Source organism: Mesorhizobium sp. WSM4817 (assembly GCF_055811135.1).
The window spans coordinates 23063-37856 of sequence record NZ_JBVVQQ010000031.1 but is presented as its reverse complement, the minus strand read 5'-3'; the positions used below and the strand labels follow the sequence as shown (position 1 = coordinate 37856).

At 62.8% G+C, this 14794-nt stretch carries 11 protein-coding genes and 1 pseudogene; 1 reads left to right on the top strand and 11 read right to left on the bottom strand.

Annotation, left to right across the window (positions count from 1 at the left end):
• Positions 1-286: 286 nt before the first annotated feature.
• From pyc to AC0L2K_RS29950, 10 genes and pseudogenes are all read right to left on the bottom strand, one after another.
• Complete coding sequence (pyc, locus tag AC0L2K_RS29995; protein WP_473533099.1) at positions 287-3745, bottom strand: pyruvate carboxylase; 3459 nt, start codon at positions 3743-3745, stop codon at positions 287-289.
• A gap of 239 nt (positions 3746-3984) precedes the next feature.
• Positions 3985-5103 (bottom strand): branched-chain amino acid ABC transporter substrate-binding protein, encoded by a 1119-nt coding sequence (locus tag AC0L2K_RS29990; RefSeq protein ID WP_023800033.1) that lies wholly within the window; start codon positions 5101-5103, stop codon positions 3985-3987.
• Positions 5104-5242: 139 nt separating this feature from the next.
• The gene (locus AC0L2K_RS29985; RefSeq protein ID WP_027152865.1) at positions 5243-5590 is read right to left on the bottom strand and encodes a DUF6867 family protein; all 348 of its coding nucleotides are present in this window, start codon (positions 5588-5590) and stop codon (positions 5243-5245) included.
• A gap of 17 nt (positions 5591-5607) precedes the next feature.
• Positions 5608-6336 (bottom strand): ABC transporter ATP-binding protein, encoded by a 729-nt coding sequence (locus tag AC0L2K_RS29980; protein ID WP_023800035.1) that lies wholly within the window; start codon positions 6334-6336, stop codon positions 5608-5610.
• Positions 6336-7484, bottom strand: a complete 1149-nt coding sequence (locus AC0L2K_RS29975; RefSeq protein WP_287260525.1) for an ABC transporter ATP-binding protein — start codon at positions 7482-7484, stop codon at positions 6336-6338. The genes AC0L2K_RS29980 and AC0L2K_RS29975 overlap by 1 nt, the downstream gene beginning before the upstream one ends.
• A pseudogene (livM, locus tag AC0L2K_RS29970) lies at positions 7484-8977 on the bottom strand (high-affinity branched-chain amino acid ABC transporter permease LivM); the annotation flags it as partial. The gene AC0L2K_RS29975 and the pseudogene livM, both read right to left, overlap by 1 nt.
• Before the next feature lie 106 nt (positions 8978-9083).
• Positions 9084-9986: a branched-chain amino acid ABC transporter permease gene (locus AC0L2K_RS29965; RefSeq protein WP_023800038.1), complete on the bottom strand. Its 903-nt coding sequence runs from the start codon at positions 9984-9986 to the stop codon at positions 9084-9086.
• 337 nt (positions 9987-10323) lie between these two features.
• Positions 10324-11325 carry a 4-hydroxyproline epimerase gene (locus AC0L2K_RS29960; RefSeq protein ID WP_128170679.1) on the bottom strand — a complete coding sequence of 334 codons (1002 nt, stop codon included), beginning with the start codon at positions 11323-11325 and terminating at the stop codon, positions 10324-10326.
• A 12-nt stretch (positions 11326-11337) separates the two neighbouring features.
• On the bottom strand, positions 11338-12657 hold the full coding sequence (locus tag AC0L2K_RS29955) for an NAD(P)/FAD-dependent oxidoreductase (RefSeq protein WP_473533098.1): 1320 nt from the start codon (positions 12655-12657) through the stop codon (positions 11338-11340).
• A gap of 59 nt (positions 12658-12716) precedes the next feature.
• Entirely contained in the window at positions 12717-13610 is an 894-nt protein-coding gene (locus tag AC0L2K_RS29950) for a dihydrodipicolinate synthase family protein (protein WP_027152859.1), read from the bottom strand.
• A 69-nt stretch (positions 13611-13679) separates the two neighbouring features.
• Between AC0L2K_RS29950 and AC0L2K_RS29945 the strand changes: the two genes are divergently transcribed.
• Positions 13680-14372, top strand: a complete 693-nt coding sequence (locus AC0L2K_RS29945) for a GntR family transcriptional regulator (protein ID WP_473533097.1) — start codon at positions 13680-13682, stop codon at positions 14370-14372.
• Positions 14373-14439: 67 nt separating this feature from the next.
• Here AC0L2K_RS29945 and AC0L2K_RS29940 read toward each other — a convergent pair whose 3' ends face one another.
• Positions 14440-14754, bottom strand: a complete 315-nt coding sequence (locus tag AC0L2K_RS29940) for a hypothetical protein (RefSeq protein WP_287224949.1) — start codon at positions 14752-14754, stop codon at positions 14440-14442.
• Positions 14755-14794: the final 40 nt, after the last annotated feature.

The window sequence follows — 14794 nt, the reverse complement described above, 5'->3', positions numbered from 1 at the left end:
CCGGTCAAGCTGTTATCGATGCGGCATGAAGGGTGGACAGGACCTAAGGTGTGTTGAGATTCAGGTCAGGCCGAGTCGAGAACGCCGGCTTCCGAGAACCGGAGCGGAGCGTACTTAAAGTACGTGAGCCCGCGCATGATCCCCGAAATCGGAATCGAGTTGCGGAAAGGATCATGCGCAAATCAAATACTACAGCGTCCTTTGCGCGCCCGGGGGCGCGCGGCGCTGAAAGCAAGCGCAGGAAGCTGGCGTTTGCAGGCCGGCATCACCTGAATATCAACGCACCTTATCCGAAGGCGATCAGCAAATCCTTGGCGTCGATCTGATCGCCGGCCTTGACCAGCACTTCGGCGATTGTGCCGTCGCGCTCGGCATGCAATGCCGTCTCCATCTTCATCGCCTCGATGGACAAAAGCACGTCGCCGGCCTTGACCGCCTGGCCGGCGGCAACCGCGAGCGCCGAGACGACGCCCGGCATCGGTGCGCCGACATGCGCCTCGTTGCCCGGCTCAGCCTTGCGCCGCGCCTTGGCGGCGGAAGCGCCATGCGCCCGATCCGGCACTTTGACCCGGCGCGGCTGGCCGTTGAGCTCGAAGAACACGGTGACCATGCCCTTCTCGTCGACATCGCCTATGGCCAGGCAGCGCACCACCAGCGTCTTGCCCTTCTCGATGTCGACAAAGATCTCGTCCTCCGGCTTCATGCCGTAGAAATAGGTCGGCGTCGGCAGCACGCTGACCGGCCCATAAGTTTCCTGCGCTGCGGTAAAGTCGGAGAAGACCTTCGGGTACATCAGCCACGAGGCGAATTCGAACTCGCTGAGCTTGCGCTCGAGCTTGTCCTCGATCTCCTTGCGGTTGGCCTTGAGATTGGCTGCTTTCAGCAGCGAACCGGGCCGCACGGTGATCGGTTTGTCGCCTTTCAGCACCTTCTTCTGTAGTGCCTCCGGCCAGCCGCCGGGCGACTGGCCGAGGTCGCCGCGCAGCATCGACACGACTGAGTCGGGGAAGGCGATATCCCTGGCCGGATTTTCGACATCGGCAACCGTCAGGTCCTGGCTCACCATCATCAGCGCCATGTCGCCGACGACCTTGGACGACGGCGTCACCTTGACGATGTCACCGAACATCAGATTGACGTCGTGATAGGTCTGCGCCACTTCGTGCCAGCGCGTCTCCAGCCCGAGCGAGCGCGCCTGCTCCTTGAGGTTGGTGAACTGCCCACCCGGCATTTCGTGCAGGTAGACTTCCGAGGCCGGCCCCTTCAGGTCGCTTTCGAAGGCAGCATACTGGTTGCGCACCGCCTCCCAGTAGAACGAGATGTTCCTGATCCATTGCGGGTCGAGGCCCGGATCCCGCTCGGTGCCCTTCAGCGCCTCAACGACCGAGCCCAGGCAAGGCTGCGAGGTGTTGCCGGACAGGGCATCCATCGCCGCATCGATGGCGTCGACACCGCTGTCCACCGCCGCCAGCACCGTCGCCGCCGACAGGCCTGACGTGTCGTGCGTGTGAAAGTGGATCGGCAGGTCGGTCGCCTCGCGCAGCGCCTTGAACAGTGCGCGGGCGGCATTCGGCTTCAAGAGCCCGGCCATGTCCTTGACCGCGACGATATGGGCGCCGGCCGTCTGCAACTCCCTGGCCAGCGCGACGTAGTATTTGAGGTCGTACTTGGCTCGGGCCGGGTCGAGTATGTCGCCGGTGTAGCAGATCGCTGCTTCGATCAGCTTGCCTTCGGCGCCGACCGCGTCCATGGCGACGCGCATGTTGTCGACCCAGTTCAAACAGTCGAAGACGCGGAACAGGTCGACGCCGCCGCTTGCTGCCTGTTTGACGAAATGCTGGACGACATTGTCCGGATAATTGGTGTAGCCGACGCCGTTGGCGCCGCGCAAAAGCATCTGCAGCAACAGATTGGGCGCTGCCTCGCGCACCAGCGACAGCCGCTCCCACGGGTCTTCGGTGAGAAAGCGCATGGCGACGTCGAAGGTCGCCCCGCCCCAGCATTCGAGCGACAAAAGCTGCGGCAATGCGCGTGCATAGGTGCCGGCAATGCCGGCGATGTCATAGGTGCGCACGCGCGTCGCCAGCAGGGATTGGTGTCCGTCGCGCATCGTCGTGTCGGTGACCAGCACTTCTTTGCGTGCGCGCATCCAGGCCGCGAATTTCTCCGGCCCAAGCTCGTCGAGCTTCTGCTTGCTGCCATCGGGCACATTGCCGTTGAGGTAGGGCACCATGGGTGCCGCCGCATCGGCCTTAGGCTGCGGCCGGCCACGGGTTTCGGGATGGCCGTTGACGCTGACATCGGCCAGGTAGTTGAGCAGCTTGGTCGCGCGATCCTGCCGCTTCACGCTCGCGAACAGTTCCGGTGTCGTATCGATGAACTTAGTCGTATAGGAATTTTCGGCGAAACTTGGGTGATTGATGATCGCCTCGAGGAAGGTGAGGTTGGTCGCCACCCCACGAATACGGAACTCGCGCAGCGCCCGGTTCATGCGGGCGATGGTCTCGGCCGGCGTCGGCGCCCAGGCCGTCACCTTCTCCAGCAGCGGATCGTAGAAGCGGGTGATGACCGCGCCCGAATAAGCGGTGCCGCCATCGAGGCGGATGCCGAAACCGGTGGCGCCGCGATAGGCGGTGATGCGGCCATAGTCGGGGATGAAATTATGTTCGGGATCTTCCGTGGTGATGCGGCACTGCAGCGCGTGGCCGTTGAGCCTGATATCCTTCTGCGCCGGCACGCCCGATTCCGGCGTGCCGATGGCAAAGCCATCGAGGATGTGGATCTGCGCCTTGACGATGTCGATGCCGGTCACCTGTTCGGTGACCGTGTGCTCGACCTGGATGCGCGGATTCACCTCGATGAAGTAGAATTTGCCACTGTCGGCATCCTGCAGGAATTCGACCGTGCCGGCGCCGATATAGCTCGTCTCGCGCGCGATCTTGAGCGCGTAGCCGCAAAGCTCTTCGCGCTGCGACATTTCGAGATAGGGCGCCGGCGCGCGCTCGACCACCTTCTGGTTGCGGCGCTGGATCGAGCAATCGCGCTCGAACAGGTGCACGGCGTTGCCGTGTGTGTCGCCCAGCACCTGCACCTCGACATGGCGGGCGCGCTCGATCAGCTTTTCGAGATAGACCTCGTCCTTGCCGAAGGCAGCTTTCGCTTCGCGCTTGCCCTCCGTCACCTCGCGGGCGAGATCGGCTTCCGAGCGGATGGCGCGCATGCCGCGGCCGCCGCCGCCCCACGACGCCTTCAGCATCACCGGATAGCCGATCGTCCTGGCGAGCGCCTTCACCGTCTCGATGTCGTCCGGCAAGGGATCGGTGGCGGGAATTACCGGCACGCCGACCTCGATCGCCAGGTTGCGTGCGGCGACCTTGTTGCCGAGCCTGCGCATCGTATCCGGCTTGGGTCCAATGAAAATAATGCCGGCCTTGACACAGGCTTCGGCGAATTCAGGGCTTTCCGACAACAGCCCATAGCCCGGATGGATGGCATCGGCGCCGGAAAGCCTGGCGACGCGGATCACTTCCTCGATCGACAGATAGCTTTCGATCGGCCCCATATCCCTGGTCAGATGCGGCCCGCGCCCGACCTGATAGCTTTCATCCGCCTTGAAGCGGTGCAGCGAGTACTTGTCCTCCTCGGCCCAGATCGCCACGGTTTTGAGGCCGAGTTCGTTGGCCGCGCGGAAGACGCGGATGGCGATTTCGGACCGGTTGGCGACAAGGATCTTCGTGATTGCCAAGGACAAGGCTCCGGACACTGACGGAAGGGGGACTGCGCCATGATTAACGCGAAAATGCTGCAGCGCAAACAAAATCGGGCGGCGACGATTAAACCGATTTAAATCCACTCATTGGGTAGAGCGCCGCGCGTTCCCTCGAATGCGCAAAGGGTGCTCCGACGAAAGGTAAAACGGCACACACGAAAAATGCCCGGCGCGAGGCGCCGGGCATTCCGGAATTGTCGTCGTCGTCGACAGGCTTACATCTTCTGGACGTAGGTGTATTTGCCGTCGTCGCCCTTCTTCCATTCGTACATGACGTAGCCAGGCAGCGTCGGATCGCCCTTCTCGTCGTAGGAAAGATCGCCCAGCACGGTCTTGAACGGGCCGTTGGCCTTGAGAGCCTTGGCAACTTCCATCGGATCGTTCGACTTGGCGGCTGTGGCGGCTCCCACGATCGCCTGCATGGCGGCGTAGGAATAAAGCGTGTAGGCCTCCGGCTCGAAGCCCTGCGCGCGGAACTTCTCGACCAGTTCCTTGTTCGCCGGGATCAGACGCGGATCCGGGCCGAACGTGTTCAGCGTGCCCGCAACCGCGTCACCGGCGATTGACGCCAGTTCGTTCGACACGATGCCGTCGCCGGAAACCAGCGTGGCCTCGAGGCCCTGGTCAGCCACCTGGCGGATGATCAGTCCGGCTTCGGTGTGCAGACCACCCCAATAGATGATGGAAACGCCGGCTTGTTTCATCTTGGCGATCAACGCCGAGAAGTCCTTGTCGCCGATATTTACGCCTTCATACATGACTTCCGTCACGCCGGCAGCGTTCATCGCCTTCTTGGTCTCGTCGGCAAGGCCCTGACCATAGGTCGTCTTGTCGTGGACGACCGCGATCTTGGCATCCTTGAAGTTCTCCGCGAGATAGGCGCCGGCGATGCTGCCCTGCTGGTCGTCGCGTCCGCAGGTACGGAACGTGTTCCACAGGCCGCGCTCGGTGAACTGCGGGTTGGTCGCGGCCGGCGTGATCTCGAGGATGCCGTTCTCCGCGTAGACTTCCGATGCCGGGATCGAAACGCCCGAGTTGAAGTGGCCGACCACGAACTTGACGCCGTCGCCGACGAACTTGTTGGCGACCGAAATCCCCTGCTTCGGATCGGAGACGTCGTCGCCGACCGTGAGCTTGACCTGCTCGCCATTGATGCCGCCGGCCGCATTGATGTCGGCGACAGCCTGTTCGGCGCCCTTCTGCAGCTGCGCGCCGAATGCGGCATTCGGGCCGGTGATCGGACCGGCAACTCCGATCAGGACGTCAGCCCACGCGCTTCCGCTGAACGCGACGAGCGCGGTCAGGGCGACGGCGGACAAAAGTGATTTTCTCATGTAAAACGCTCCCATTTACAGAGTGGGCGTGGATGATGCTTTCATGCGATGCCCACCTTTACTCGCAGAAAGCGTACTTTGCCGATTTTCAGGCACTTGTCACGCCGATTCATCCGCGAAAAGGCGTTAATGATGAACGTCAACCTTTTGGTTTCCAACTCAAAAGCGATGCTCTTTCGTAGAGCCAGCTATACTGTGTCACCATCTGGTTGGTGCGCGTGTATTGATAGCCGATGAAGCCCAATATCATCAGGACGATGGTGTCGACGATGTAGTAGTGCAGCGAAAACATCGTGCCGCCGAACAGCGCGTGATGGATGAACCTTACGGCTATACCGAGGCCGAGCAAATAGGCGAACAATTGGACGACGCTGCGCCATGTCTGGGCGCAGGCCTTGCCCGTCATCCACGCCGCCCAGCCGCCAAGCAGGCAGGTGACGAAGAAGAACTGCCAGACCGAGGGTTCCTCATAGAGAATGCCCTGCATGATGAAGACTCCTGAACTCAGTGATGGCCGCCTTCGAGATAGGCGGCGCGCACGTCCGGATCGGCGAGCAGTTCCTTGCCGGTGCCACTCATCGTCACGTTGCCGTTGACCATGACATAGCCGCGCGTGGCGAGCTTCAGCGCGCCGAAGGCGTTCTGCTCGACCAGGAACACGGTCAGCCCCTGCGTGCGGTTCAACTCGCGGATGGCGTCGAAGATCTGCTTGACGATCAGCGGCGCCAGGCCCAGCGACGGCTCGTCGAGCAAGAGCAGTTTCGGCCGCGCCATCAGCGCACGTCCGATCGAAAGCATCTGCTGCTCGCCGCCCGACAGCGTGCCGCCACGCTGGGCAATGCGTTCCTTCAGGCGTGGAAACAGCGAGAACACCTTCTCGACGTCCTCGTCGTAGTGCTTGAGGTCGTCGAGGCTGGCGCCCATCTGCAGGTTTTCCATCACCGTCATGCGCGGAAAGATGCGCCGGCCCTCCGGCGACTGGGCGATGCGCATGCGCGCGATCTCATGGGTCGGCAACTGGGTGATGTCGGTGCCGGCGAAGGTGATAGTGCCCGCCCGCGCCCGTGGTGCACCAAAAATGGTCATCATCAGCGTCGACTTTCCGGCGCCATTGGCGCCGATCAGCGCCACGATCTCGCCCTGCTTGACGGTGACATCGACGCCGTTCAGCGCCCTGATGTTGCCGTAATAGGTCTGGACACCCTTGATGTCGAGCAGCGTTGTGCCGGCCATCATTCATTCCCTCCGCCCCGGTTGGAGTCGCCCGGTGTCTTGGGCTTTGCCGGAGCCTTGGCGTCCGGCTTTGCCGCGGAGGATTTCGCGTCGGCTTCGGCCGGCGATGCGGGCCTTGCCGCCGCGCCCGACCTTGCATCGACCTGCCCGGCTTTCGACGCGCGCTTCGACACCGTGACGCGTTCGCCCTCACTGTGTCCGACCGTGTCGGTCACCGGTCCGGCGAAATACGAGGACGACGAGCCCGGACCGTGCGTCGAATCCGGGCCGGTGTCGAGTTGCTCGATGACGTCTTCGTCGCCGACCTCGATCAGCACCGTCTCGACGTCCTCGTCTTCAACGCCGAGATAGGCGGCGATGACACGCGGGTCGGTGCGCACCGCATGCGGACTGCCGTCCGAGATCTTGCGCCCGTATTCGAGCACCACGACATGGTCGGAAATCTGCATGACCACCGCCATGTCGTGCTCGATCAGCAGGATCGAGGTGCCGGTGTTGTCCTTGATGTCCATAAGGAGCGCGTTGAGCGCCATTGATTCCTTCGGATTGAGCCCTGCCGCCGGTTCGTCGAGGCAGAGCAGTTCCGGACCCGTGCACATCGCCCGCGCGATCTCCAGGCGCCGCTGCGCGCCGTAGGGCAAGTCGCCGGCCGGATCGTCGGCTCGATCGACGAGGTCGGCCTTTTCCAGCCAGTGCCTGGCGAGATCGATCGACTCGGCCGACGCCGTCCGGTAGCCGCTGAAGCCAAACAGGCCGAGGACAGTGTAGCCGGACGCCTTCATCAGCTTGTTGTGCTGCGCCACCAGCAGGTTCTCCAGCAGCGTCATGCCGGAAAACAGGCGGATGTTCTGGAAGGTGCGCGCCACCTTGGCTCGCGCCGGAATCTCATGGTTCGGCAGCCGTTCGAGCAGATAGCTCGAGCCGTCGCGCCGGTTGAGCGTGAGCATGCCCTCAGACGGCTTGTAGAAGCCGGTTATGCAGTTGAACACGGTTGTCTTGCCGGCGCCGTTCGGCCCGATCAGCGCGGTGATCTCGCCGCGCCTGGCCTGGAAGGACAGGTCGCCGATGGCGACCAGACCGCCGAACTTCATCGACAGATGTTCGACCTGCAGGATGGCATCGTTCACGGATGGGTTCGCATCGCTCATCAGCCGTGGCCCTCCTTGGTGAAGGAGCCGGATACAGCCCTGCTCTCCTTGAGAAAGGCTGTCGGTTCACGACTGCCGACGAAGCCGCGCGGCTTCCACAGCATGACGATGACCATGGCCATGCCGAACAGCAGCATGCGGTAGAGTTCCGGCGTGAAGTCGGGACCGAAGACCTGCTTCAGGAAATCGAGTTCGCGCAGCACCTCGGTGCCACCGATCATCACCATGGCGGCGACGGCGATGCCGACCAGCGAACCCATCCCGCCGAGCACGACGATGGCGAGGATGATGGCCGATTCCAGGAAGATGAAGGATTCGGGGCTGACGAAACCTTGCCGCGCGGCGAAGAACGAGCCGGCGAAGCCGCCGAACATGGCGCCGGTGGCAAAGGCGGTGAGCTTGGTGGTGGTGGTGTTGATGCCGAGCGAGCGGCAGGCGATCTCGTCCTCGCGCAGCGCTTCCCAGGCGCGGCCGACGGGCATGCGCCTGAGCCTTATGGTGACGAAGGCGGTGAGCAGGCAGAGCCCGAGGATCAGGTAGTAGAGGAAGATTTTGTAATAGGCGCTCGACGTGGCGATGTCCAAGACCTTGGCGATATAGTTCGGATCCGAGACGTTGAACGACATCAGTCCGAAAAACGTGACCTTGGGAATGCCGGAGATACCGGCCGAGCCGTTGGTAACCTCACGCCAATTGATCAGCACGAGACGAATGATCTCGCCGAAGGCCAGCGTCACGATCGCCAGGTAGTCGCCGCGCAGGCGCAGCACCGGAAAGCCGAGCAGCACCCCCCAGAAGGCGGCCATGGCGCCGGCGGCAGGCAGCAGGATCCAGAACGACAGGCCGTATTGCGTGCCGAGCAGCGCATAGGCATAGGCGCCGACTGCATAGAAGGCGACATAACCAAGGTCGAGCAGGCCGGCGAGGCCAACGACGATGTTCAGCCCCCAGGCCAGCATGACATAGATCAGGATCTGAATGCCGTAATTGTCGACCCATTTCAGAGAACCCTGGAACCCGGCGGCCACCGATCCTCCATACACAGCAAGCACCAGCACAACGATGATCGGGTAGAGCGCCAGTGCGGTTATGCCCAACGCCGAGAAATGGGCATGAATGAAGGTTCGGAAATAAAACATCACCGAGGCGAGGGCGTAGATGGTCGCCAGCGCTCTCAGGAACCGTGCATAACCGGCCAGGCCGGGCCCCAGCAATCCGTCAAGGGAGCCGGCAAGGAAAACCAGCACGGCCACTGTGACGATGGCAGCGATGAAATATGGCAGGCGGAAGAACCGCGCCGCCATGCTCTGCGGCAGCAGGCCGGTGGCGACGTCGACGATCTTCTGATTTGCCAGGAAAGGCTGTCCGTAGGCGACATAGAGAAAACGGCCGGCCATGGTCAGCACGACCACGACTGCAAGAAGCCACCAGCGCTGTACAAGGATCAGCTCGTTGGAGATGTTCTGATCGGTCCTCAGGCCGATGAACAGCACGAACAGGCCGAGCGCGATGGCGCCGGCATAAAGCGCTTCGCGGGTAGCGCGCTGCATGGGAGTGGCGACGATGTCGCGCTCCGGAGACGTGGTGACCGCCATGAACTCAGACCTTTTCGACTTCTGGCCGGCCGAGAATGCCGGAAGGCAGGAAGATCAGCACGATCGCCAGGATGGAAAAGGCCGCGACGTCCTTGTAGTCGATCGAGAAATAAGCCGACCACATGCTTTCGATGAAGCCGATCATGAGCCCGCCGAGCACGGCGCCGGGCAACGAGCCGATGCCGCCGAGCACGGCCGCGGTGAACGCCTTCACGCCCGGCGTGAAACCGTCGGAGAAGGCGATAACGCCATAATACATCAGGAACAGCGTGCCGGCGACGGCGGCGAGGGCCGCACCCATGACGAAGGTGATCGAGATGGTGCGGTCGACGTCGATGCCGAGCAACGCCGCCATCTTGCGGTCCTGCTCGCAAGCCCTTTGGGCTCGACCCAGCGAGGTCTTGTTGACCAGGTACCAGAACAGCGCCAACAGCAGCGCGGTGACGATGACGATGACGATTTGCTTCAGCGACACGCTGACGCCCTCGATATTATAGACCTTGGACACCATCGGCGGGATCGGCTTGTTGCGCGGCCCCTGCGTCACCTGGACGAAGTTCGACAGCGCGATCGACATGCCGATCGCGGTGATCAGCGGCGCCAGCCGGAACGACCCGCGCAACGGCCGGTAGGCGACCTTTTCGATCGTCCAGTTGTACAGGCTGGTCAGCAGCATCGCGACGATCATCATGACCAGCAGCGCGATCACCACCGGCACCGAATAGAACATCGCGCCGAGGATGAGGAAAACGATGAGGGCGGCGAAGGCGCCGACCATGAAGATGTCGCCATGGGCGAAATTGATCATGCCGATGATACCGTAGACCATCGTGTAGCCGATCGCGATCAGTCCATAGATCGATCCCAGCGTCAGCCCATTGATAAGCTGCTGGACAAAATACTGCATGCTGTCGTGGCTCCCCTGGAATGTCGCCCATGCAGACGCATTCCTTTTCGTATTTCCCCTAGTCGTAAAGTTTCGAGCCCGGATTGCAACGTCATTCTTTAATCGGCATGCGTGATTTTGAAGCACGCAATCGGATTGCCCGTTTTTCCCTTCCCGGCCTCTGGACTATCACCGACCCTATCATTGGCCTAACGCAATGTCTTTGGCGATTCGTCGTCAAAATGCACGATGCTTCGAAGGAATCGCCGAAAAAATAAGTTGATGAGCGGGATCGTTGCGCCGTCTGGGCAATCGATCCTTGCATTCTGTTCGATTCCCCTGCGTCAGGATTCTCTCTTTATTTGACGACGAATCCGTGCGCGAACGGATCGCGATCGTCGATGAAGATCGTGTTCAATCCGGTCATGCGCGCCCAGCCGCCGATCGAGGGTATGATCGCCGGCTTGCCCGCCACCGTGACTTCCTTCTCGACCCTGCCCTTGAACAGCGAACCGATGATCGATTCGTGGACGAATTCGTCGCCGGTCCCAAGCTTGCCCTTGGCGTGAAGCTGCGCCATCCGCGCCGAGGTGCCGGTGCCGCAAGGCGAGCGGTCGATCGCCTTGTCGCCGTAGAAGACGGCGTTGCGCGCATCAGCCTGGCTGTCGGTCGGCGCGCCCGTCCACAGTATGTGCGACAGCCGTTCGATGCCGGGATTCTCGGGATGCACGAAGGCGTATTTTTCGTTGAGCCGCTGCCGCACCACCGGGCTCCAGGCGATGAGGTCGCCGGCAGAGTGGTCGGCCATGTCGCGATAGGTCTTCTGAGGCTCGACGATGGCGTAGAAATTGCCGCCATAGGCGACATCGACGCTGATCTCGCCGAGCTGTGGGCATTCGACAGTCAGACCCTCGGCATGGAGGAAGGACGGCACGTTGGTGATGCGCACCTCCTCGACATAGTCGCCGACCTGCCTGTACTCGGCGGTGACCAGGCCGGCCGGCGTGTCCAGCCTGAGCAAGCCCGGTGTCTTCGGCTTGACCAGCCCGTGCTCGATTGCCATCGTCACCGTGCCAATGGTGCCGTGACCGCACATTGGCAGGCAACCCGAGGTTTCGATGAACAGGATGGCGATGTCGCAATCGGGCCGCGTCGGCGGATAGAGGATCGAGCCGGACATCAAATCATGGCCGCGCGGCTCGAACATCAGCCCGGTGCGGATCCAGTCATACTCGGCCAGGAAATGCGCGCGCCGCTCCATCATCGTCGCGCCGTTGAGCAGCGGTCCGCCGCCGGCGACCAGCCGCACCGGATTGCCGCAAGTGTGACCGTCGATGCAGAAGAAGGAGTGGCGCGCCATTTCTAGATCCCGTCAGAAGCGGTTCGGAGAAAACGGAGACAGATCAAACACCGGATTTTGGCCGAGAATGAGATCGCGAACCAGGCGTCCGGTGGCAGCCGCCTGGGTGAGGCCGAGATGGCCGTGGCCGAAGGCATAGACTATCGTGCCGGCCTGCCTGGCGCCACCGATCACCGGCAGCGAATCCGGCAGCGACGGCCGGAATCCCATCCATTCGCGGCCGCCGGCCGGGTCAAGCCCCGGCAGGAATTTCTGCGCCTTGTCGAGCAGCGCTTTCGAGCGGGCGTAGTTGGGCGGCCGCTCGATGCCGCCGAGCTCGACCGCGCCGCCGACGCGCACGCCGGTTTTAAGCGGCGTGACGACGAAGCCGTGGCCGGAGAAAATAAGTTGCCGCTTCACGTCGAATGCGGTCTTCGGCAGCGTCGTGTTGTAGCCGCGCTCGGTTTCGAGCGGGATGCGGTCGCCGATATGTTTCGCCAGGAGATGCGACCAGGCGCCGGCGGCGATGACGAGGCGTTTTGCCTGCCGTACCGTGCCGTCGGCCAGCGTCAATGTCGCGCCGTCCTGTCCCGCCCCGACGTGGTCGATCCGAGCCTTTTCGAAACGCGCGCCCTTGGTCTCGGCATAGGCCCAGATCGCTTTGCCCAATAATTTCGGATCCGTAACGGTCTTCCATCCCGGCACGAAAGTGCCCTTGACGAAACGCGGCGACAGGCCCGGCTGCAAGGCGGCGAGCGCATCGCCCTCGACATGGCTGAAGCCGATGCCGAACCGTTGCCTCGCCGCCCAGCCGGGCAGCGACGCCTTGAACTCGGCCTCGCTCTCGTAAAGTTCGAGCGAGCCGTCCTCGCGCAGCATATTTCCGGTGCCCGAGCGCGCCATCAGCCCGGCCCATTCGGCCTCGGCGAGCCGCATCATCCCGGCCTGCGCCGCGAGGCTGCCCGCGGAGCGGTCGCTTCGTCCGGCGCGCCAGAAGCGGATAAGCCAGGGCAGCAGCTTCGGCAGATAGGCCGGCGGGATGCTGAGCGGGCCGAGCGGATCGGCAAGCCATTTCGGCAAGTGCCTGATCATGCCCTTGTGGGCCAGCGGCAGCACATCGGAAAAGGCCAGGGCGGCGGCATTGCCGGAACTCGTTTCCTCGCAGATCCCCGTCCGATCGAAGATCGTGACGTTTCGCCCCGCCTCGGCCAGATAGGCGGCGACACAGATGCCGATGATGCCGGCGCCGATAATGGCGATGTCCTCACCTTCTCCCCGTTCACGGGAAGAAGGTGCCCGAAGGGCGGATGAGGGGCGGCGCCCCGCTTTTGCCGACTTGGAAATTCCTTGCACCTGCCCCTCATCTGGCTGCCGCCATCTTCTCCCCGTAAACGGGGAGAAGAGAGCCTGCCTCAAAACCTCGGCAGCTCCGGCCGCGCCGCCAGCGCATCCCGGACGATCTTCTCGACCATCTTGCGGCGCTCGCCCGACAGCGGCTGGCGCGGCATGCGCACGCGGTCGTTGGTGTTGATCGCCAGGACTTCGGCGAGCTTGATGTTCTGCACCAGATAGGTCGACACGTCGAGGTCGAGCAGCGGCCGGAACCAGCGGTAGATTGTCAGCGCCTCCTCGCGGCGGCCCTGCTTCATCAATTGGTAGATCGCGACCGTCTCGCGCGGGAACGCGGTGACCAGCCCCGCCACCCAGCCGATGGCGCCGACCGACAGCGCCTCGAACGCCAGATTGTCGACGCCGGTGAACAAATCGTAGCGGTCGCCGAAGCGGTTGATGATTTCGGTCGAACGGCGGATGTCGTCGGAGGATTCCTTGATGGCGACGAAGCGCTTGTCCTTCGCCAGTTCCTCCATCTGATCGACGGTGACGTCGACGCGATAGGCAAGCCGGTTGGAATAGATCATCACCGGCAGGTCGCCGGCCTCGGCGACGGCGCGCAGCGCGGCGACCGTCTCCTCCGCATTGGTGTGGTAGATCGGGCTCGGCACCACCATCAGCCCGTTTGCGCCCTCTCTGGCGGCGCGGCGCGCGATCGCCACCGCCTCGCGGGTGCCGGCTTCGTTGACAGTCAGCAGAACCGGCTTGTTGCCGGCGATCTTCTGCGCGGTCTTCAGCACGTCGATCTTCTCGTCATGCGAGAGCATCGGCCCCTCGCCGAGCGAGCCGCAGACGATGATGCCGTCGCAGCCAGCCTCCATCTGCAGCGCAAAGCAGCGCTCCATCTCGGCGTGGTCGAGGCTGTCGTCCTCAGTGAATTTGGTCGTGACGGCGGGGAAAACTCCGGTCCACATAGCGGTCGCTCCATCTGATATATCAGTCGTATATTTATTAGAAAACGGACTGTCAACACGGATTTTGCTATGATATACCAAAAATATATCAGGAGCCCGCCTTTGATATTCAATGAAACAAGCCCGGCGTTCGAGCCAGTGGCGGCGAAAGCCTACCGCGTGCTCGAGCACATGATCGTGACGCTCGAACTGGTGCCTGCAAGCTTCATCACCGAAGGCGCGCTGATCGACAGGCTGGGGCTCGGCCGCACGCCGGTGCGCGAGGCGATCCAGCGGCTGGCATGGGAGGGACTGCTGGATGTCCGGCCGCGTGCCGGCATCGCCATTGCCCCGCTGCATCCCGGCGACTGGTTGCGCGTTCTCGATGCGCGGCGTGGCGTCGAGGTGGTTCTTGCCCGCTCGGCCGCCCGCTTCGTCACCCGCGAGGCCGCCGACTTGTTTCACGACGCGGCACTGGCCATGCAGAGGGCGGTGATATCGGGCAATGTGCTGGCCTTCATTCAGGCCGACAAGGCGCTCGACGAGGCGCTGGCGCTGGCGGCGAACAATCCCTTCGCCGCGCGGCTGGCGGCCCCGTTGCAGACCCACAGCCGCCGCTTCTGGTTCCGCTACAAGGCCGATACCGGGCTTGCCGAATCGGCCGAGCACCATGTCGCGCTGATCCGCTCGATCCTCGACGGCGATGAAGACGCCGCCGCCAAGGATGCCAAGCGCCTGATGGCGCTGCTGCGCGGTCATGCCGCGGCGGCCGCTACGCGATAGAGATCGGCAGCAAGCTTCGGCAGGCTCTTTGAGTTCCGCCCACAGGCGCTGAGCATCGCTCAATTCGTCATGCGTCCTGATCGGTCGGGATCACCACGTTTTCCCAATGTTCGCCGGCCGCGACGATGCAGCTTCTGCCGGCGACGTCGGTGACGATGATCGTCCAGCTTCCGCTGTCGGCGACATAGACTTCTATAATCGCCATCTGACCGATCAGCCCGAAAGCAAACTGTTTTTCCTGGAACTGCTCGCTCAGGTGGGCGACGAGATCGCGATGTTCAACGCAGTATTGATATTGGGCGCTTGCGGCGTTCGTACCCACCGCCAATGCGCCAGCAAGAATGAGGGTTTTCAACCCAACCAACAGCGATTTGCGCGCCATAGGGCATCTCCTTTGCCATCACGTCCGGCAAAGGAAGAGC